Raw genomic sequence first — 17,046 nt, 5'->3', positions numbered from 1 at the left:
CATGCGGGCGGCGGAGATCGCCGAGCCCGGCCGGCCGCCGCGCGTGGTCGACCGGGAGCCGCCCCGGCCGGGGGAGGGCGAGGTCCTGGTGGAGGTGCACGCCGCGCCCCTGACGCCGCTGGACCTGCTCTGCGCGAGCGGCACCTCCTACTTCGGCCGGCCGCGGACCCCCTACGTGCCCGGTGTCCAGGGCGTGGGCAGCTACGGCGGGCGCACGGTCTGGTTCCCGACGGCGGCCGGTATGGCGCCAGGCGACGGCAGCATGGCCCAGCAGGTGGCGGTGTCCGAGGCGGCGCTGGTGGAACTGCCGCCCGGCGCGGACCCCGTGGCCGTCGCCGCCCTCGGCCTGTCCGCCGTCGCCGCGCACATGGCGCTGACGTGGCGCGGCGAACTGGCGGCCGGGGAGCAGGTGGTCGTCCTCGGCGCCGGGGGCGCGGTCGGGCAGGCCGCGGTGCAACTGGCCCGCGCCGCCGGCGCCCGGCGGGTCGTGGCCGCCGCTCGCTCCGCGGCGGCGCGGCAGCGGGCCCATGCCGCGGGTGCCGACACCGTCGTCGTCCTCGACACCGATGACGTCGGTGAACTGGCCGCCCGTATCGCCGCCGCGGCGGACGGACCTGTGGACCTGGTCGTCGACCCGCTCTTCGGTCCCCCGGCCGCGGCGGCGGCCCGCACCCTCCGCACCGGTGGACGCCTGGTCAACCTGGGCAGCTCCGCGGCCGAGACGTGCCCGCTCGACTCCGGCACACTGCGCAGCCGCTCCCTGCGCATCCTCGGCTACACGAACAACGAACTCACGCCGTCCCAACGGGCCGCCTCCCTGGTCGAGATCGCCCGGCGCTCCGCCGAGGGCGGGCTCACCGTCGCCCATGAACCCGTCCCCCTCGACGGCCTCGCCGCCGCATGGCACCGCCAGGCGACGGGCACCGCGAACGGCCGCGCCGTCCTGCTCCCGCACGGGCCGACGCCTCCCCGCGCCTGATCGGCGCCCGGCCCGGAACCGGGACCGGGGCCGGGGCGTCGAAGCGGCATGAATCCCAGAATCACGTATCTCGTCCTCGTCGCGGCGCTCTCCGCCGCGGTACTCAGCGGCTGCTCCGGTGACGACGAACAACCGCGCCGTGCCGCCGCCCGCGAAACGACGGCCACCGCGGCCGGGAAAGCGGTGCCGTTCGAGCTCTACACCCACTGCGGCATCGACGACGTCCGTATCGGCCCGACGTGGTTCGAGGCGGTGCGGCCGCTCTCGGGCGGTTCCGGCAACCCGCCCGCGGGCTGGGACAACCCCACGCAGCGCGGCACGATGACCCTGGTCTCACCGACCGCGGCCGTGTTCACCGACGCCGCGGGGCACGAGGTGCGCTTCCGGGCGCGACCGGGTGCGACGGCCCCCAAGCGCGTCTGCGAGTGAGACGCGGCCTCTCGTGGACGGCGCCCCGGGCGGGGCACCGTCCACGAGGGTGGATCAGGCGTTGGGGTCGAACGGGATGCCGGACGGCTTGGAGTTGGCGAGGGTGGAGTTGAAGCGGGCGTCGTTGATCTTGATGGTCGCCGAGCCGAAGTCCGCGTTCATGAGCTTGTCGCGGAAGCCCGCGGGGTAGCCCTCCCAGCCGACGAGCCGGGGGTAGAACCAGCCGCCGGTGGCGTTCTCCGGCGGCTCGTCATTGGTGCCGGCGAAGCGGAAGCAGTGGGTCGAGGCGCCGTCCTTGTGGTACACGATCTTGGGGTGGGTGCCGTCGAAGCGGATCGCGGAACGGGCGGCGATCTGGTAGCCGGAGTGCTGGGACGCCGCGACGTACTCGACCTGGTTGTTGTGGATCCAGACCACGACGTGCTCCCAGTCGTGGGTGTGGCCGATGGCCGCAGGGCCGAGCGTGGCCTGGTCCTTCTCGAAGTAGCTGGCGTACACGACGGCGCACCAGTCGTTGTTGCACTTCTCGCGCGAGTACGTGTTGGCATTGGCCAGCTGGGCGTAGTCGTGGCAGTGGCCGTTGACGTCCCCACCCAGCTTCAGGCCGGGGTTGAGGGTGCCGTCGGCACCGATCGCGGCCGTGGCGTAGCAGCCGTCCCCGTCGTAGTCGTACGCGGGGGAGAAGGACTGCTCCAGTCCGTCGGCGTTCTGCGGCAGGAGCTGGAGCACGGAGGCGTTCGCCTCGGCGGGGAAGGCAAGGACCGCCATCGCGCCCAGGGCGGTCGCGACGGCGCCCAGACGCAGACGGCCCGGGCGCCGGGTGCGGGACGTCGTTTCGGTGGGATTGTTTTTCGCCGACCTCAGGCTGCGCACGAGAACTCCTCGACATAAAAGGGGGCAAGGGTTCTCCTTGAGAATTCCTTGCCCGAGGACTGACGGTTTCGCGCGACGAAGTTTCCGGCGTGCCGGAAGGCCGGAGTGGTCATCTCCGGCCATGTCTCCGCCTGTTGGTGCGTCGACAAGTTATCCGAGGCCGATCCGGTGGCGCAAGCACGCAATTCCGGATCGGCATTCCCGACATGTCCCGGCTTTAGCCAACGGGCAGGAACGGCGAAGGTCCCGGGAAATTAAATACGGTTGTGAATCGACCGACGGCCCGGGGCGTTATGAGTGCGCCGCCTGAAAGGCCCGGCCGGCGGCCGTCGCCGTCGTGCCGTCGGTGAACAGGCCGCTGCTCGGGGCGGAGGCGTCGGCCCCGAGCCCGAACCACGCGTAGCGCTGGAGGTACGGCAGGCCCTCCAGCGCCTTGGTGGAGGCCGTGACGAAGGCCGCCTGCTGGTCGGCGGAGGGGAAGCGGGTGCCGTGGGAGAAGTCGATCAGCGCGTACTCGGTGAGCCAGATCGGCTTGTGGTAGCGCTGGTACACCGCGTTGAGGTAGGACGTGAGCTGCCCGACCGCCTCCGCGGTGCGGAAGTCGCCGCCGTACCAGTGGAGCGTGATGAAGTCGACGCGGTAACCCTTCGCCTTCGCCCCCGACATGAAGCGGTCGAGCCAGCCGCCGGGGGTGTCGCCGCCGTAGGCCACCGCGGGGCTGCCGAGGACCCTGCCCGCGTCCATGAGCTGCGGCCACAGCGAAAGGGCCTGCTCCACCGTCATGTTCGACTGCTGGGCCATGTCGGGCTCGTTGAAGCCCAGCAGGTACGGGCCCTGGGACCTGGCCTGGGACAGGTTCTGCGGGGTGACGGAGTCGCGGCCCCAGATCATCGGGACGAATCCGGCCGAGGGCGGGCTCGTCACCTCCGAGTGCGTGGTGGACCAGGTGTAGTACCAGCTCGCCCCGGACGCGGCGAGCGCCTTGCTCACCCCCGGGAAGGTCCACACGCCCACGCCCTTCTTGGACGTGGAGGCCACGGCGACCGCGGGCGGTGCGGCCGGTGCCTTGTGCGTGGGCTTGGGCGTGGCCTTCTTCGTCGGCGACTTCGAGGTGCTCGGGGAGGGGGAGGGGCTCGCGGAACGCGCCGAAGGGGTCGGCGAGGCGGCGGCCGCGACCGCGGGTGCGGACCGGGCCGGCGGCGCGGCCTTCCCGGGGGTGCCGGACGAGCCCGTCGTGAGCCCGGCGGCCACCAGCGCCACGGCGACCACGGCCGCGACCGCGGCCCCCGAGACGACCGGCGCGCTGAACACGCGCGACGCGGGCCGGGCGGCCCGGTGCGCATGCCGCGCGCCGCCGACCGCCTTGTGTCCCGCGGAGTTCCCGGAACCGCCGGATGACCATGGCCCGCCGGTCCCGGTGGCCGTCCCCGCCTCGCGTACGACGGCCGCGACCACCCGCGCCGGGTCGAGCGCCGGGGGCAGCGCCAGCAGCGGAAGCCCGCTCAGCAGGCGATCCATGGGGAACAGCCCCTCCTCCATCCCGCCGCACACCGGGCACCCGCGCACGTGCCGCGCGAAGCGCTTGCGCCACAGCGGGCTCGGCACGCCGTCCCAGTTGTCGGCCGGTGCCTGCAGCCCGGCGCACCGGGGCGTGGCGTTCAGGGCCCGCACCACCACGCGGGCGGCCTCCATCTGCTTCTTCATGCGCTGCACCCGTACGGCGGCGTGCCGGTCCGACAGGCCCAGCGCGGAGGCGAGTTCGGGCCGGTCCAGCTCGCCGCTCTCCTCCAGCCACCACAGCGACAGCAGCTCCCGGTCGTCCTGGTCGAGCCACCGGGTGGCCTCGGCGACCTCGCGGCGCTGCTCGGTCAGACCGAGCCGCAGGATCGTCAGCCCGGCGAAGTCGAGGCCGGGGTCGGGTATCTGCTCGGCGGCCTCCAGGCCCGCGCTGCGGTCCCGGGCCGTCGCGCGCAGCCGCGCGTGATCGCGGACCTGCCGGATCGTGATCGCCACCAGCCAGGAGCGGAACGCCCCCGGGTCCCGCAGCTCCGTCAGCCCCCGCACCATGCGCAACAGCGTCTCCTGTACGACGTCGTCCACGTCGGCGTGGCCGTTCAGCGCCCGGCCGACGATGTTGTAGACCAGCGGCAGGCACTCGGCCACCAACTGGTCCAGCGCCCGCCGGTCGCCCGCGCGTGCCGCCACCACCACCCCGGCGCCGGGTCCGTTCCGGTGGGTCTTGCGCATGTGACTCCACTCTTCCCTTCGTACCGGCGCCCCGTGGCGCGGCACTTGGTCTCGCTGCCCTGTCCCGTCCGGCCCGCGATCGGGGCGGACGGGGATGCCTGCACATACAGGAGACGGCCGGCCGCAGCCCGGACAACACAAACTTCGCGGGATCGCCGCACGGATTTGTGTTGTCGGGCGCCCCCGGGCGCGGTCCCCGATACGTGCGCACGCACCAGGTGAGGACGAGGAAGGCACAAGGATGGCACGACGCAGTCGGCACGGAGCGAGGTCCCCGCGCACGCGGCGGTGGACGTTCGCGGCAGCAGCGGTCGCGGTGGCGGTTCTGGCGGTCTACGGGGCCCTCACGCAATTCGGCGCGGACGACGGCCGCCCGGCGACACTCGCCGTGACGGCCGGAAGGGACACGGCCCCGGCCGAGCCCCCCTCCGCGGCGGCGACGCGGACCACCCCGGCCGCGTCGCCCTCGGCCTCCCCCTCGGCGAGCCACCGGCCCTCCGGCTCGCCCGGTCCGTCGGCGAGGACGAGCAAGCGGCCGTCGCACGGCGCCAAGGCCACGCCCGAGGCACCGGGGTCGCAGGCCGCGGCCCCGGCCGGCAGCCGGGCGATCACCCTGGTCAACCGTACGCAGGAGACGATCTGGGCCGTCGTCACCGACTCGCCGGCCTACCCCGACGGCCGCAGGCTCGCCCCCGGGCAGAGCACGTCGCTGACCGTGGGGAACAAGTGGGGCGGCCGGATCTGGGGCCGTACGGGCTGCGCGACGACGGCCGCGAGCGCCTGCCGCACCGGTGACTGCACCAGCGTGTGCACCGGTCCCAACCCGCCGACCACGTTGGGTGAGTTCACCTTCGACGCGTACGCCGGTCTGGACTTCTACGACGTGAGCATGGTCGACGGCTCCAACCTGCCCATGTACATCAACATCTCCCACACCACCAGCAGCGACCCGGTCAGCGCCTCCGGCTGCTACAAGGGCACCTGCACGAGCCCCGTGGTCTGCCCGAGCGCCATGCAGGCCACGTCCGGCGGCCGGGTCATCGGCTGCAAGCCGCCCTGCGCGGCGTTCGGCGGCGACGTGTACTGCTGCCGCGGGGCGTGGGCGGGCCGCGCCAAGTGCGTCCCCTCGAAGTGGCCGGTCGACTACACCCGGGTCTTCAAGAAGGCCGCGCCGTACGCCTACTCCTACGCCTTCGACGACTCGGCGACCATGTCCTGCAAGGGGGCCTGCTACTACCGGGTCACCTTCGGCACCACGGGTTAGCCCTGTTCCCGGCGCCGGGCCGGTCAGGCGAGCAGGGCGGCCGTGAACGTCTGACGGTGGCTCGCGAGCCAGCCCTGCATGCGGTCCCAGCGCTGCCAGCCGCCGCGCTCGGCCAGGATCCGTCCGTACTCGGGGTCGCCGCCGGCCACGCGGCCGGCGACGAAGGCCCGGCAGGACGCGGTGGCCTCCTCGACCAGCGCGGGCAGTCCGGCACGCTCCCGTGAGCCGAGGCCGTAGCCGTCGGCCAGGACCCGCAGCCGCTCCGGGGCGTCGAGTCCGGCGGGGTACAGGGGCGCCGCGGACTCGGGATCGAGCATGGGCACCCAGTAGCGGGCGGTCATGGCGAGGTCCCACACGGGCCTGCCGGGGGCGGCCAGGTCGAAATCGATCAGGGCCGACGCCCGGCCGTCGCGGAAGACGACGTTCTCCGGGCACACGTCGTTGTGGCACAGCATCGTCCCTCCTTCCGGGTCGGCCAGGGCCCGGGGCCACTCGGCGCGGGAGTCGACGCGGATGCCCGCGCTCGCCTCGTGCAGGCGCCGCAGCAGGCTTCCCACCGACCGCAGCGCGGTCGCGGTCATCGCCCAGCGGGGGAACGGCGGCAGAGCGACGTCGCCGGGGATCCAGGTCAGCTGCTCGCGGCCGTCGTCGGTGAGACGCACAGGTCTTGGAGCCGCGTCGAAGCCGCGTTCCCCGAGGGCGCGGAGGTAGCCGTGCAGCGCCGGCGCGGTGCGCGGCGCGGGCCGTTCCACCAGGGCTCCACGACGGAGGACCGCACCCGCGTTCATCATGCCGCCGGTCAGCGCCTCGCCGTCGGCGGCCCCGCTCCCGGGCGCCGTGCCGGTCACGTCGACGTCAGCTCGGCTGCGGGCGGCGGCCGGCCACGAGCACGGGCCCGCCGGGCACGGTCGGGAACCGCCGCACGTCCTGCAGCCCGCGGGCGGCCAGTACCTCCGCCATCCGGTCGGCGTCGTAGGCGGAACCGCCGTTGCGCGCGGCGTTCCAGCGGCCTACCGCCCGGCGCAGCCCGTCGGGGGACGGCGAGCCGGCCCCCGCCACGAGCCAGCCGCCGGGCACGAGCGCGTCGGCCAGCCGGGGCAGGGCGGTCTCCAGGACCGCCTCCGACAGGAAGGGGGCGGGCAGCCACACCAGGTCGTACGCGGCCCGTTCGGAGGTGTCGGCGACGTCGCGGCGGAGCAGGGTCACCCGGTCCGCGGTCCCCGGCCGCGCCTCCGCCAGTTCACCGCGTGCCAGGTCCAGCGCGCGTTCCAGTACGTCGATGCCGGTGACCCGGGCGCGGGGGAACGCCTCGGCCAGCGCGAGGGCCAGCGCGGCCACCCCCGTGCCGACGTCCAGGATGTGGCCGCCGTCGCCGGCCAGGCGGTCGCCCAGGCCCGGCAGTTGGGGCACGATCCGGCTGCCGAGCGCCCGGCCGACCGCGGCCGACGCCCGGCCCTGGTGGAGCAGGACCCGGTCGTCCAGCGCCGCCCAGCCGCCGGAACCCTCACCCGTCGCCGCGGTCAGGGCCTGCCGCATCGAGCTGAGGCGCGCCTCCACGGCGCTGCGGGCCGTCGGGCCGTCCGGCGGGACCAGCGACGGGTGCGGGACGAACGCGGTCCCCTCCCGGCGCACCAGACCGGCCTCCTCCAGGACCTCGGTCCGCCGGGGGTCGGCGGCCAGTACCTCGGCGAGCGGCGCGGTGAGCGCGTCGTGCAGCGTGCCGACCATCGCGGCCATGGCCCAGGTGGCGGCCTCCAGCACGGCGGCCGGGTCCTCGTCGAGGGGCAGGACGGGGCCGGCGGCGGCGCCGGACGGCGTGGGTGGGGTGGTCATGGGCGGGGCCTCCTGGTCGTACGGCTTGCACAGCGGGACACGGTGCCCGCGCGCCATCCGTTCGAACCGGGCGGGGAGGCACCCGGCTCACGGGGGTCCGGCGGACCGCCCGTGCCCGATCGTAGTCGCCGGCCGTCGGCGTCAGGACTGGTCAGGGGCGGTAGATCGACTGGGACCACTGGTACGCCCGCAGGCCTTCGGGGCCCAGTTCGCGGCCGAGCCCGCTGCCCTTCACGCCGCCGTAGGGCGAGGCGATGTCGGGCTGGTACCCGTTGAGGCCGATCGTGCCCGTGCGGATCCGGCGGGCCACGCGCGCCCCGCGCTCCGGGTCGGTGGTCCAGACACTGCCCGCGAGGCCGTACACGGAGTCGTTGGCGAGGCGGACGGCGTCGTCCTCGTCCTCGTAGCGGGTGACGGTGAGGACCGGTCCGAAGATCTCCTCCTGCGCGATCACCGAGGAGTTGTCGACGTCGGCGAAGACGGTCGGCTCGACGAACCAGCCGCGGTCGAGACCGGCCGGCCGGCCCCCGCCCGTGGTGATCCGGGCGCCGTCGGCCCGGCCCTTGCCGATGTAGCCCTCCACGCGGTCCCGCTGCCGTGAACTGACCAGCGGGCCGATCTGGGTGTCGGGGTCGAGGGCGTCGCCCACCCGCGCACCGCGCGCCACGGCGGTGTAGACCTCCACGACCTCGTCGTAGCGGCTGCGGGGTGCGAGGATCCGGGTGCTGGCGAAGCAGGTCTGGCCGTTGTTGAGCAGGCTGGTGGCGAAGAGCTCGCCGGGGTCCGCCATGAGGTCGGCGTCGTCCAGGACGACGGCCGCGGACTTGCCGCCGAGTTCCAGGGTCACCGGCCGCAGCAGCGCCGCGCACGCGGCGGCGACCCGGCGTCCCGACGCGGTGGACCCGGTGAAGGAGACCTTGTCGACTCCCGGGTGCGCGACCAGGCAGGCGCCGATGTCGCGCCCGCCGGGGACGATGTTGACCACGCCGTCGGGCAGACCCGCCGCCGCGACCGCCTCGGCCAGCAGCACCGAGTCCAAAACGGTCTCCGGAGCCGGTTTGACGACCAGCGTGCACCCGGCGGCCAGCGCCGGCGCGATCTTGAAGAATCCCACGGTCTGCGGGAAGTTCCAGGCCATGACGGCGGCGACCACGCCCACCGGCTCCCGGCGGACCTCGGTGGTGCCCCGGGGCAGACCGGACCGGAACTCGACTCCGGGCGCCGAGGTGACCAGAGCGGCGTAGTAGCGCAGGAGGGCGGCAGGCACGGACCCCTCGTACGCGCGGGCGATCGAGATCGGCATGCCGTTCTGCGCGCTGACGCTGCTCGCCGTCGCATCACTCCGCTCGTCGAGCTCCTGCGCGAGCCGGAGCATGGTGGCCGCGCGGCGTTCCGGCTCCCAGGAGGGCCAGCCGCCCGGGGCGTCGAACGCGGCGCGGGCCGCGCGGACGGCGTGGTCGACGTCGGTGGTGCCGGCCTCCGGCACGGCACCCAGGTGGTCGCCGGTGCTGGCCGAGGTGACGGTGATGGTCCGGTGGCCCGAGGGCGCGGCCCACCGGCCCCCGACGAACAGCCGGTTCTCATGTGCATTCATGGCAAGGGAGGTCATAGCGGGCACTTCCTCCGGCGGCGGCCGGCAGGGCCGCCCCCTGTTGGGTCCCGTGGCCGTGGCCGCCGACGTGCCGCGGCACCGGCCCGGGGTGTGTGCGCGATGGTGGTCCGGCGCGCCGCGACGGCGCGTCCGGCGTGCGAGCGACCCGCTGAGCGGCAGGGGGGCGCTGCGCCTTGGAGGCCGCATCGGGGGCGGGTGTGCCCTCACCGGCGGCGGTTTGTGCGATCTGTGCGGTGGTGCACCGCAATGTCCACGAGGCTACACCCATCTGGGGGCACGTGACACCAGATGGGTCGGGTCACCGGCGCAACGGCCTGACGGTGCGTCAGATCCAGCCGCGCCGGGTGGCCTCCATGGCGATCTGGAAGCGGGTCTGCGCGCCGAAGCGCTGCATGAGCTTGGTGACGTGCCGCTGCACGGTCCGTTCGCTCCACCCCATCGCCCGCCCGGCGGCCTTGTCCGTCGCGCCCGCCGCGAGCAGCGTCAGCAGCCGCGCCTCCTGCGAGGACAGCTCCTCCCGGCCGTCCTCCGCCGTGACCGCCTCGTGCGCCCGGACATGGACGCTGCGCTCCCACATCGCCTCGAAGAGGGCGATCAGGGCGTCCAGCAGGGGGGAGGGGTGGATGATGTAGCAGGCGGTCACGACGCTGTCGCCGGGGCGCAGCAGCGGGATGATGGCCAGCCGCTCGTCCGACACGGCCAGTTTCATGGGCAGGCCGGGGGCGATGCGCGCCTGTTCGCCGTGACGTATGCCGACGGTGACGTCGTCGAGCCAGCCGGGCAGCGCCAGGACGCTGCTGTCGTAGATGACGCGGTAGGCCACCCCCCGGCCCAGTAGTTCGAGCTCGTCCGGGTTGGGCTCGGTGTGCGCCTCGACGGCGGCGTACGGGGGCCGGTCGAAGCCGCGGACCTGGGTACGGGTGCTCTGCTGCATGTGCGCCCAGCGGCGGTTGACGTCGTCGCGGCCGGAGACCACCTCCACGAGGTCGTCCGGGTTCACGAAGCGGGTGGCGGCGCGGTAGACGTCCATCAGGCCCGCGACCTGTCCGCGCACGTCGTTCAGCGCGCGTTCCCGGTCCCGCAGCACCGCCTCCAGGCCGGTGTCCGGGGAGACCGCGACGTAGGTGACGGGACGCCCGGGGGAGCGGATCGCGAGGCCGAGCGCCGCCAGTGTCTGCAGCGAGCGCCGGGCCGCCGCGGCGGCGAGATGGCCGTCGTGGGCGAGGTCGGCGACGGTGGCCTGGGTCCGGCGGATCAGGATCTCGTAGACCGCCTCGTCCTGCCGGCTCAGGCCGATCGATTCGAGCATGATCCTTCTCCGTGCGACGGAAGCGTGAACGCGTGTCGTTCTTACGACACTTGGCGGGAAGCCACCGCCGGTTCATCTTGTCAGGACGATCAAGCCTATGCCGGCGTTCCGGCATTTCCGCCGCTCGCCCGGCCGCCGGGGACGGTCCCGCGCCCTCGCGAGTGATCGCCTATGGTCGTGCCGACGGGGATCGATCGCGCCGCCGAGGCGGCATCCGCGGGAGGACGACTGTGCGCACGAGGGACCTGGGACGCAGCGGGCTTCAGGTGTCCGAGATCGGCTACGGAGCCTGGGGCATCGGGGAGTCGGCGTGGGTGGGCGCCACCGAGGACGAGTCGGTGCGGGCGCTGGACCGGGCCGTCGACCTCGGGGTGAACTTCATCGACACCGCCCGCGGCTACGGCGAGAGCGAGTGCATCGTGGGGCGTTTCGTCCGCCGGCGGGCCGGCGCGGGCGACGGCATCCTGGTGGCGACGAAGGTTCCGCCGAAGAACCGCCTGTGGCCCGCTCCCGACGGCGTGGACCCCGCGGAGGCGTTCCCCGGGGCGCACATCCGCGAGAGCCTGGAGACCAGCCTGCGGGCGAGCGGGCTGGACCACTTCGACGTGCTCCAGTTCCACGTGTGGAGCGACGAGTGGGTGGGCCGCGGCGACTGGCTGGAGACGATCGCCGATCTGAAGCGGGAGGGGAAGATCCGCCTGTTCGGCGTCTCCGTCAACGACCACGAGCCCGACAACGCGCTCGCCCTCGTGCGCAGCGGGGTGGTCGACACCGTGCAGGTCATCTACAACATCTTCGACCAGGCCCCGGCGGACGCCCTCCTCCCGGCCTGCCAGGAGCACGGCGTCGGCGTCATCGTCCGGGTGGCGCTCGACGAGGGCGGGCTGACCGGCCTCGTCACCGCCGGGACCACCTTCCCGGAGGGCGACTTCCGCAACCGCTACTTCCGCGGCGACCGCCCCGCCCAGGTCGAGCGGCACGTCGACGCCATCGTCGCGGACCTCGGCATCGGCCGAGAGGAGCTCGCCGAGACGGCGCTGCGCTTCGTCCTGAGCTCCCCGGCGGTCTCCACGGTGATCCCCGGCATGCGCTCCGTGCGCAATGTCGAGCGGAACGCCGCCGTGAGCGACGGCCGTGCCCTGGCGCCGGGACACCTCGACGTGCTGGCCCGGCACCGCTGGCAGCGCAATTTCTACGGCGGCTGAGCGGGCGCGGCGCCCCGCATCCCGGGCTTCCGCCGCGGACCCCGTCCCACCTGGGGTGATGCCGGTCGCCCGGTACCCGGGGCCGGGTGGGGCGGAGTGTTTACCTGGACTAAATCAAAACAATTGAGGCATATATCCACCAATGGTGCAAACATGGGATGTATGCATACTTCGTGGCTGGCTCATCCGCAGGGCACCCTCGCCGCGCGGCCCCGCACGCGCGAGATCGTGGACCGTCCCTGGCACATGCTGATCGGCGGGGAACTGACCGACGCGGTCGCGGGGGGCACGCTCGACGTGGTCAACCCGGCGGACGAGACGGTGGCGGCCCGCATGCCCCTCGGCGGCTGCGCGGATGTGGACGCGGCGGTCGGCGCGGCCCGCGACGCGGCGCCGTCGTGGGCCGCGACGTCGATCGCCGACCGGGCGGCCGTGCTGACCAGGCTGGCCGAGGCGGTGGAGGCGCACGGCGAGGAACTGGCCTGGATCGACACGATCGACAACGGCAGCCCCATCGGGGTCATGCGCAACGACTTCCGGGTGGCGGTGGCCCAGCTGCGCTACTTCGCCGGCCTGGCGCTCCAGCTGCGTGGCGAGACCATCCCACTGGCCGCCCACGACGCGCTCGACTACACGCTGCGCGACCCCTTCGGCGTGGTCGGGCGGATCGTCCCGTGGAACCACCCGCTCATGTTCGCGGCGGCCCGCATCGCCGCGCCGCTGCTGGCCGGCAACACCGTCGTCCTCAAGCCGGCCGAGGTGACCTCCCTGTCGGCCCTGCGGCTGGGCGAGATCGCCGCCCGCATCGTGCCGCCCGGGGTGCTCAACATCGTCGCGGGCCTCGGTTCCGTGGCGGGCGAACGGCTCGTGACCCACCCCGACGTCCCGCGCATCGCCTTCACCGGCTCGTCGGTCACGGGCCGGCGCGTCCAGGCGCGTGCGGCGAGCGCCGCCGTGAAGACGGTCACCCTCGAACTCGGCGGGAAGAACCCGATCATCGTCTTCCACGACGCGGACGTGCCCGCCGCGATCGACGGCGTGATGGCCGGGATGAACTTCACGTGGCAGGGCCAGAGCTGCGGCTCGACCTCCCGCCTGCTCGTGCACCAGTCGCTGTACGAGCGGGTGGTCGGGGAGGTGGGCCGGCGCATGGACGCCCTGCGGATCGGCGACCCCTCCGAGAGCGGCACCGACATCGGCCCCCTGGTCTCGGCGGGGCACTACAGCAAGGTCTCCTCCTACATCCGCGCGGGGCTCGCCGACCCCGCCCTCGACCTCGTCGCGGGCGGCACCTTCCCCGAGCGCCCGGGCTACTACGTCCGCCCCACCCTCTTCTCCGCGCCCAGCGGCGCGGGCGGTCCCCTCTTCACGGACGAGATCTTCGGGCCGGTCCTCGTGGCGGCCCCCTTCGACACCTACGAGGAGGCCGTGTCCGAGGCCAACGCCCTGCCCTACGGCCTCACCGCCAGCGTCTGGACCACGTCCCTCCGCACCGCCCTGGCGGCCGCCCGCGACCTGCGCACGGGGTACGTCTGGGTCAACTCCAGCTCCGCTCACATACCCGGCACCGCCTTCGGCGGCGTGAAGAACTCCGGCGTGGGACGGGAGGAGGGCATCGAGGAGCTGGAGGCGTACACCCAGCCGAAGAACGTCTACGTGCGCTTCTGAGCGAGTGCGTCAGGCCCAGCCCATCTCGGTGTACGGACGGCCGTGCAGGATACCGTCGATGGCGGCGCGGGTGTAGGGGACGGTGCTGTCCGGGAGGCGGTCGGCGGGCCACCAGTCCCAGCTGACGCACTTGTCGGGCTCCAGGAGTTGCGGCTCGCCCTTCCACTGCCGGGCGCGGAAGACCAGCTGCAGACGGGGCCGGGTGCCGGGCATGTGGAGCATGTGGACGGCGTGCGCGAACTCCACGTCGTCGGGGTCGATGACCAGGCCCGCCTCCTCGCGGGCCTCGCGCACGAGGCAGGCGACGGCCGACTCCTGCTCGCAGTGGCCGGCCAGGAAGTGGTGCTGCAGCGGTGCGAACCGCGAGTCCGGGTGACGCAGGCCGAGCAGGACCTGACCGTCGCGTTCAAGGTACAGATGGGCGCCGACGACGTTGGGAACGATCTGACGGCCCGGGCCCCCGCCGGACGTCGGCACGGCGCCGCCGGCGGCCTGGTGGCGGGCGATCACCCGTGCCGCCCACGGCGCCATGGTCAGATGGGCCGTCGTCGCGACGTCGAAGAACGCGAACATGATGCCCTCGCCCACCTCCAGCCGGGAGGGGTCGCCGTCCCACTGACCGAGGAAGATCTGGATGTGCGGCCGGGGGAGGCCGTCCGGGCCGGGGTGCTCGACGACCCCGAACCGGGTGAGGCCGATCGTGAGCCCCGCCTCCTCCAGCAGTTCCCTCGCGATGGCCTCCTCCGGCGTCTCCTCGCCCTCCCGGGCGCCGCCGGGGAGCGACCAGGTGCCCGGGTCGCTGATCGGCTTGTCGGCGTCCCGCAGGTGCAGCAGGTACTGGCCGCGCCGGTTGACGATGAGCGCGGTGGTCTGGCGGGGCTCGGGCGTGACCGCGGGCATGGGCGGGTCCTCCGGGGTCGGCGGGGTGGTCGGGCGCGGCTCGGGCGGAACTCCGTTGCGTGTGGCGCGGATTCCGCCATCCAGCAGGATGTCAGGGCCCGCCGGGCCGCTCCAGGCGGATGTCCCGCCCGTGCATGCGGCCCCTGTCGGTCAGGGCCGTCCTCGTCGCACCGATCACGGCGTCCGCCGCCCTGCGGGCCATGGCGGACTTCGCCCGGCACGTCGGCCGGAAGTCCTCCACCCGCAGGCGCATCGTGGTCGGACGGCACGCGCTTGGCCCACTCGCGGCTGGTGTCCCGCCTCTGACGGTCGATCTGCTCGGACACCTTCGCGGTCCCGCGCAGACCACCATGGACTGCGCGGCGTGCGGAGCGAGACCCAGGCGCGTACTTCCTCTTCCGGAACGTACCCGCACCCGCACCGCGTGCGGAGCAGTGTCCCCCGGGGACGCGAACTCCGCCCGCGTGACACTGCTCCGGGCCGGTCCCGAACCGGCTGGTGCCGATCGTGCGAGCGCCGGCGGACCGCCGGTGCCCGGCCCACGTGAGCCAGGAATCAGCGTCGTTCAGGGCGGGGAGGATGTCACATGTGGTGGACCGTGCCGTGGTGGTGCGCGTAGTGCGTGCCCGCCACGACCGCGGCCATGAGCTCCGCGTCCAGGGCCGAGGTGTCGGCGAGGCGGGTGGAGGCCGTGTAGGAGTTCAACAGGGTCTTGGTCACGCGCAGGGCGCCCTCGGGGCGCCGGACGACCGGCCGTGCCCAGGCGGCGATGGCGTCGTCGAGCTGCGCCTCGGGGACGACTTTCTGCAGGACGGACAGGGACAGCGCCTCGTGGGCGTCGAAGGACCTTCCGGTGAGGACGAGTTCGCGCACGCGCGCGGCGCCGATCTCGTTGAGGAGCCGGGGGAGGAGGCCGCCCCAGGCGGTGGGGAGGCCGAGGGCGAGTTCGGGCAGGCGGAAGGAGGCGGTGTCGGAGCCCACGCGCAGGTCGCAGGCGAGGGCCAGGCCGAGCCCCGCGCCGATGGCCTTGCCGTGGACCTTGGCGATGGTGACCGCGGTGTTGCCGCTCAGTGCCTCGCACACGAGGCGGCCCTTCGTGGCCGACGCGCGGATGCCGCCGCCGGTGGGGTCGTGGGCGAGGGAGTCGGCGTACTCGGTCCGGTCGCCGCCCAGGCAGAAGTCTTCGCCGGCGCCGGACAGCACGATGACGCGCACCCCCGGCTCCGGGGTGCCGAGGATCGCGAGCAGCTCGTCCAGCATGGCCTCGGTGACGGCGTTGCCCTGATCGGGGTCGTGCAGCTCGATGTCCAGGACCGGTCCCCGCCGGCCGGTCCTGAGGGTCCTGAAGGTGCTGGAGGTGGGGCCGGTGGCGTGCGGGAGGGACTGCGGGGCGTTCATGCCGTCACTTTCATCGAGGTCACGCGGCGGAAGACCATGCGGGGCGCGTACGAGGGCGCGGAGGCGAGGCGAAGCGTGGGGAATCGTTTCAGCAGCGCGGTCAGCAACATACGCGCCTCGAGCCGGGCCAGTGCCGCGCCCAGGCAGTAGTGGGCGCCGCCGCCGAAGGTGAGATGCGTGCCCTTGCGGAGGATGTCGTAGGTGTGGGGATCGGCGTTGCGCCGCGGGTCGTGGTTCGCCGCCCCGTACATCACGTGCACCATGGTGTCCTTGGCGATCGGGACACCGGCCAGGACCGTGTCGTCGGCGGCGACACGGCTGTTGAGGTGGATGGGCGGGTCGTAGCGCAGGGCCTCCTCCACGGCGTCGTCGACGTGCTCGGGGTGGTGGCGCAGCCACTGCCAGCGCGCCGGCTCGTCGAGCAGCAGCCATACGGCGACCGAGAGCAGGGTCGCCGTGGTCTCCAGGGAGGCGATGGTGAGGAACATGACCAACTGGTAGATCATCCGGTCGGCCGTCTCGCGGTCGCCGGGCAGTTGCCCGTCCCAGTGGCGAATCCAGCCGGACAGGACATCGTTGCCGGGCCGCGCGCGCCGGCTGCTCACCAGGTCGGTGAAGAACGCCCGCATGTCGGCCGTGGCCTCCTCCGAGATCGCCAACTCCGACTTGGTGGGCAGCAGTTCCTGCGCGTGGACCTGACGGTGGGTGAAATCGAGGATGTGCGCGTAATCCGTGGCGGGGATGCCCAGCCAGCGGCCGACCGTGACGATCGGCAGCTGCTCGCTGACGGTGCCGACGAAGTCGGCGGTGCCGGCGGTGCGGAGCTCGTCCTCGAGCGCGTCGAGGAGCCGGGCGACGTGCTCTTCGATCTCCGGCTGCATGCCGGCCACGGTGGCGCGGTCGAAGGGGTTGCCCAGGCTGCGGCGCTGGCAGGTGTGGGCCGGCGCGTTCAGCCGGGACAGGGTCCGGCTCATCTCCTGCGTGGCCGGGGCGTGCCAGCGCTCGGTGTCCCGCTGCCGTTCCTGCCAGGCGAAGTCGGGGACGATCCAGTTCCTGCCGCGCAGGACCTGGTCGCAGGTGTCGAATCCGGTGATGAAGTACCCGCCCCAGGGGGCGGGTACGACATCACCCATGGTGCGCAGTTCCTCGTAGAGGGGGAAGGGATCGGCCTGCCCCTCGGGGGTGCGAAGGCGCCGAAGGACGGATATGACGGCTCGACGGTCAATGACTGTTTCGCTCATGTCACCGACTGCGGTCACGCGGAGCTCCTCAGGCTGGGCGTCCGGACCGGCGGAACCTACCCCTCCCCCACCTGCGGTCATGCGGTCC

Annotated in this window: 14 protein-coding genes and 1 pseudogene; 6 read left to right on the top strand and 9 right to left on the bottom strand. The window is 73.5% G+C overall.

What is annotated here, in order from left to right:
• Nucleotide 1: 1 nt before the first annotated feature.
• The gene (locus tag PV364_RS10175; protein WP_319659661.1) at nt 2–979 is read left to right on the top strand and encodes a zinc-binding alcohol dehydrogenase family protein; all 978 of its coding nucleotides are present in this window, start codon (nt 2–4) and stop codon (nt 977–979) included.
• A 48-nt stretch (nt 980–1,027) separates the two neighbouring features.
• The gene (locus PV364_RS10170; protein WP_319659459.1) at nt 1,028–1,408 is read left to right on the top strand and encodes a hypothetical protein; all 381 of its coding nucleotides are present in this window, start codon (nt 1,028–1,030) and stop codon (nt 1,406–1,408) included.
• A 54-nt stretch (nt 1,409–1,462) separates the two neighbouring features.
• Here PV364_RS10170 and PV364_RS10165 read toward each other — a convergent pair whose 3' ends face one another.
• Nucleotides 1,463–2,176 (bottom strand): NPP1 family protein, encoded by a 714-nt coding sequence (locus PV364_RS10165; RefSeq protein WP_319659660.1) that lies wholly within the window; start codon nt 2,174–2,176, stop codon nt 1,463–1,465.
• A gap of 396 nt (nt 2,177–2,572) precedes the next feature.
• A complete protein-coding gene (locus PV364_RS10160; protein WP_319659458.1) occupies nt 2,573–4,528 on the bottom strand; it encodes a sigma-70 family RNA polymerase sigma factor in 1,956 nt (651 codons plus the stop codon).
• 241 nt (nt 4,529–4,769) lie between these two features.
• On the opposite strand from PV364_RS10160, the gene PV364_RS10155 reads away from it, so the two are divergent.
• Nucleotides 4,770–5,792 carry a thaumatin family protein gene (locus PV364_RS10155; protein WP_319659457.1) on the top strand — a complete coding sequence of 341 codons (1,023 nt, stop codon included), beginning with the start codon at nt 4,770–4,772 and terminating at the stop codon, nt 5,790–5,792.
• 23 nt (nt 5,793–5,815) lie between these two features.
• Here the strand turns inward: PV364_RS10155 and PV364_RS10150 are convergent, their stop codons facing one another.
• From PV364_RS10150 to PV364_RS10135, 4 genes are all read right to left on the bottom strand, one after another.
• Nucleotides 5,816–6,583 carry a phosphotransferase enzyme family protein gene (locus PV364_RS10150; RefSeq protein WP_319659659.1) on the bottom strand — a complete coding sequence of 256 codons (768 nt, stop codon included), beginning with the start codon at nt 6,581–6,583 and terminating at the stop codon, nt 5,816–5,818.
• 64 nt (nt 6,584–6,647) lie between these two features.
• Nucleotides 6,648–7,625, bottom strand: a complete 978-nt coding sequence (locus PV364_RS10145) for a class I SAM-dependent methyltransferase (protein WP_319659456.1) — start codon at nt 7,623–7,625, stop codon at nt 6,648–6,650.
• A gap of 151 nt (nt 7,626–7,776) precedes the next feature.
• Nucleotides 7,777–9,219: an aldehyde dehydrogenase gene (locus PV364_RS10140; protein ID WP_319659455.1), complete on the bottom strand. Its 1,443-nt coding sequence runs from the start codon at nt 9,217–9,219 to the stop codon at nt 7,777–7,779.
• Between the two features lie 343 nt (nt 9,220–9,562).
• Nucleotides 9,563–10,546 carry a helix-turn-helix transcriptional regulator gene (locus tag PV364_RS10135; protein WP_319659454.1) on the bottom strand — a complete coding sequence of 328 codons (984 nt, stop codon included), beginning with the start codon at nt 10,544–10,546 and terminating at the stop codon, nt 9,563–9,565.
• Between the two features lie 230 nt (nt 10,547–10,776).
• Between PV364_RS10135 and PV364_RS10130 the strand changes: the two genes are divergently transcribed.
• Together PV364_RS10130 and PV364_RS10125 are read left to right on the top strand one after the other, a co-directional pair.
• Nucleotides 10,777–11,751, top strand: coding sequence for an aldo/keto reductase (locus PV364_RS10130; protein WP_319659453.1), 975 nt, complete (start codon nt 10,777–10,779; stop codon nt 11,749–11,751).
• Between the two features lie 162 nt (nt 11,752–11,913).
• Nucleotides 11,914–13,419 (top strand): aldehyde dehydrogenase family protein, encoded by a 1,506-nt coding sequence (locus PV364_RS10125; protein ID WP_319659452.1) that lies wholly within the window; start codon nt 11,914–11,916, stop codon nt 13,417–13,419.
• A gap of 9 nt (nt 13,420–13,428) precedes the next feature.
• Here PV364_RS10125 and PV364_RS10120 read toward each other — a convergent pair whose 3' ends face one another.
• Entirely contained in the window at nt 13,429–14,319 is an 891-nt protein-coding gene (locus tag PV364_RS10120) for an NUDIX hydrolase (protein WP_319659451.1), read from the bottom strand.
• A 335-nt stretch (nt 14,320–14,654) separates the two neighbouring features.
• Here PV364_RS10120 and PV364_RS10115 point away from each other — a divergent pair.
• A pseudogene (locus PV364_RS10115) lies at nt 14,655–14,966 on the top strand (hypothetical protein); the annotation flags it as partial.
• Here PV364_RS10115 and PV364_RS10110 read toward each other — a convergent pair.
• Nucleotides 14,902–15,717, bottom strand: coding sequence for an enoyl-CoA hydratase/isomerase family protein (locus PV364_RS10110; RefSeq protein ID WP_319659450.1), 816 nt, complete (start codon nt 15,715–15,717; stop codon nt 14,902–14,904). The pseudogene PV364_RS10115 and the gene PV364_RS10110 overlap by 65 nt on opposite strands.
• Nucleotides 15,714–16,976 carry a cytochrome P450 gene (locus PV364_RS10105; RefSeq protein WP_319659449.1) on the bottom strand — a complete coding sequence of 421 codons (1,263 nt, stop codon included), beginning with the start codon at nt 16,974–16,976 and terminating at the stop codon, nt 15,714–15,716. The genes PV364_RS10110 and PV364_RS10105 overlap by 4 nt, the downstream gene beginning before the upstream one ends.
• Nucleotides 16,977–17,046: the final 70 nt, after the last annotated feature.

The sequence above is a fragment of the Streptomyces sp. MI02-7b genome (assembly GCF_033793585.1).
In the GTDB taxonomy this organism is placed as follows: domain Bacteria; phylum Actinomycetota; class Actinomycetes; order Streptomycetales; family Streptomycetaceae; genus Actinacidiphila.
This window is presented reverse-complemented; position numbering and strand designations above follow the sequence as displayed.

What these genes read in the sequence shown, in the direction of transcription:
- PV364_RS10175 (WP_319659661.1), top strand. Translation starts at nt 2, where the DNA reads ATGCGGGCGGCGGAGATCGCCGAGCCCGGCCGGCCGCCGCGCGTGGTC.
- PV364_RS10170 (WP_319659459.1), top strand. Translation starts at nt 1,028, where the DNA reads ATGAATCCCAGAATCACGTATCTCGTCCTCGTCGCGGCGCTCTCCGCC.
- PV364_RS10165 (WP_319659660.1), bottom strand. Translation starts at nt 2,176, where the DNA reads ATGGCGGTCCTTGCCTTCCCCGCCGAGGCGAACGCCTCCGTGCTCCAG.
- PV364_RS10160 (WP_319659458.1), bottom strand. Translation starts at nt 4,528, where the DNA reads ATGCGCAAGACCCACCGGAACGGACCCGGCGCCGGGGTGGTGGTGGCG.
- PV364_RS10155 (WP_319659457.1), top strand. Translation starts at nt 4,770, where the DNA reads ATGGCACGACGCAGTCGGCACGGAGCGAGGTCCCCGCGCACGCGGCGG.
- PV364_RS10150 (WP_319659659.1), bottom strand. Translation starts at nt 6,583, where the DNA reads ATGATGAACGCGGGTGCGGTCCTCCGTCGTGGAGCCCTGGTGGAACGG.
- PV364_RS10145 (WP_319659456.1), bottom strand. Translation starts at nt 7,625, where the DNA reads ATGACCACCCCACCCACGCCGTCCGGCGCCGCCGCCGGCCCCGTCCTG.
- PV364_RS10140 (WP_319659455.1), bottom strand. Translation starts at nt 9,219, where the DNA reads ATGAATGCACATGAGAACCGGCTGTTCGTCGGGGGCCGGTGGGCCGCG.
- PV364_RS10135 (WP_319659454.1), bottom strand. Translation starts at nt 10,546, where the DNA reads ATGCTCGAATCGATCGGCCTGAGCCGGCAGGACGAGGCGGTCTACGAG.
- PV364_RS10125 (WP_319659452.1), top strand. Translation starts at nt 11,914, where the DNA reads ATGCATACTTCGTGGCTGGCTCATCCGCAGGGCACCCTCGCCGCGCGG.
- PV364_RS10120 (WP_319659451.1), bottom strand. Translation starts at nt 14,319, where the DNA reads ATGCCCGCGGTCACGCCCGAGCCCCGCCAGACCACCGCGCTCATCGTC.
- PV364_RS10110 (WP_319659450.1), bottom strand. Translation starts at nt 15,717, where the DNA reads ATGAACGCCCCGCAGTCCCTCCCGCACGCCACCGGCCCCACCTCCAGC.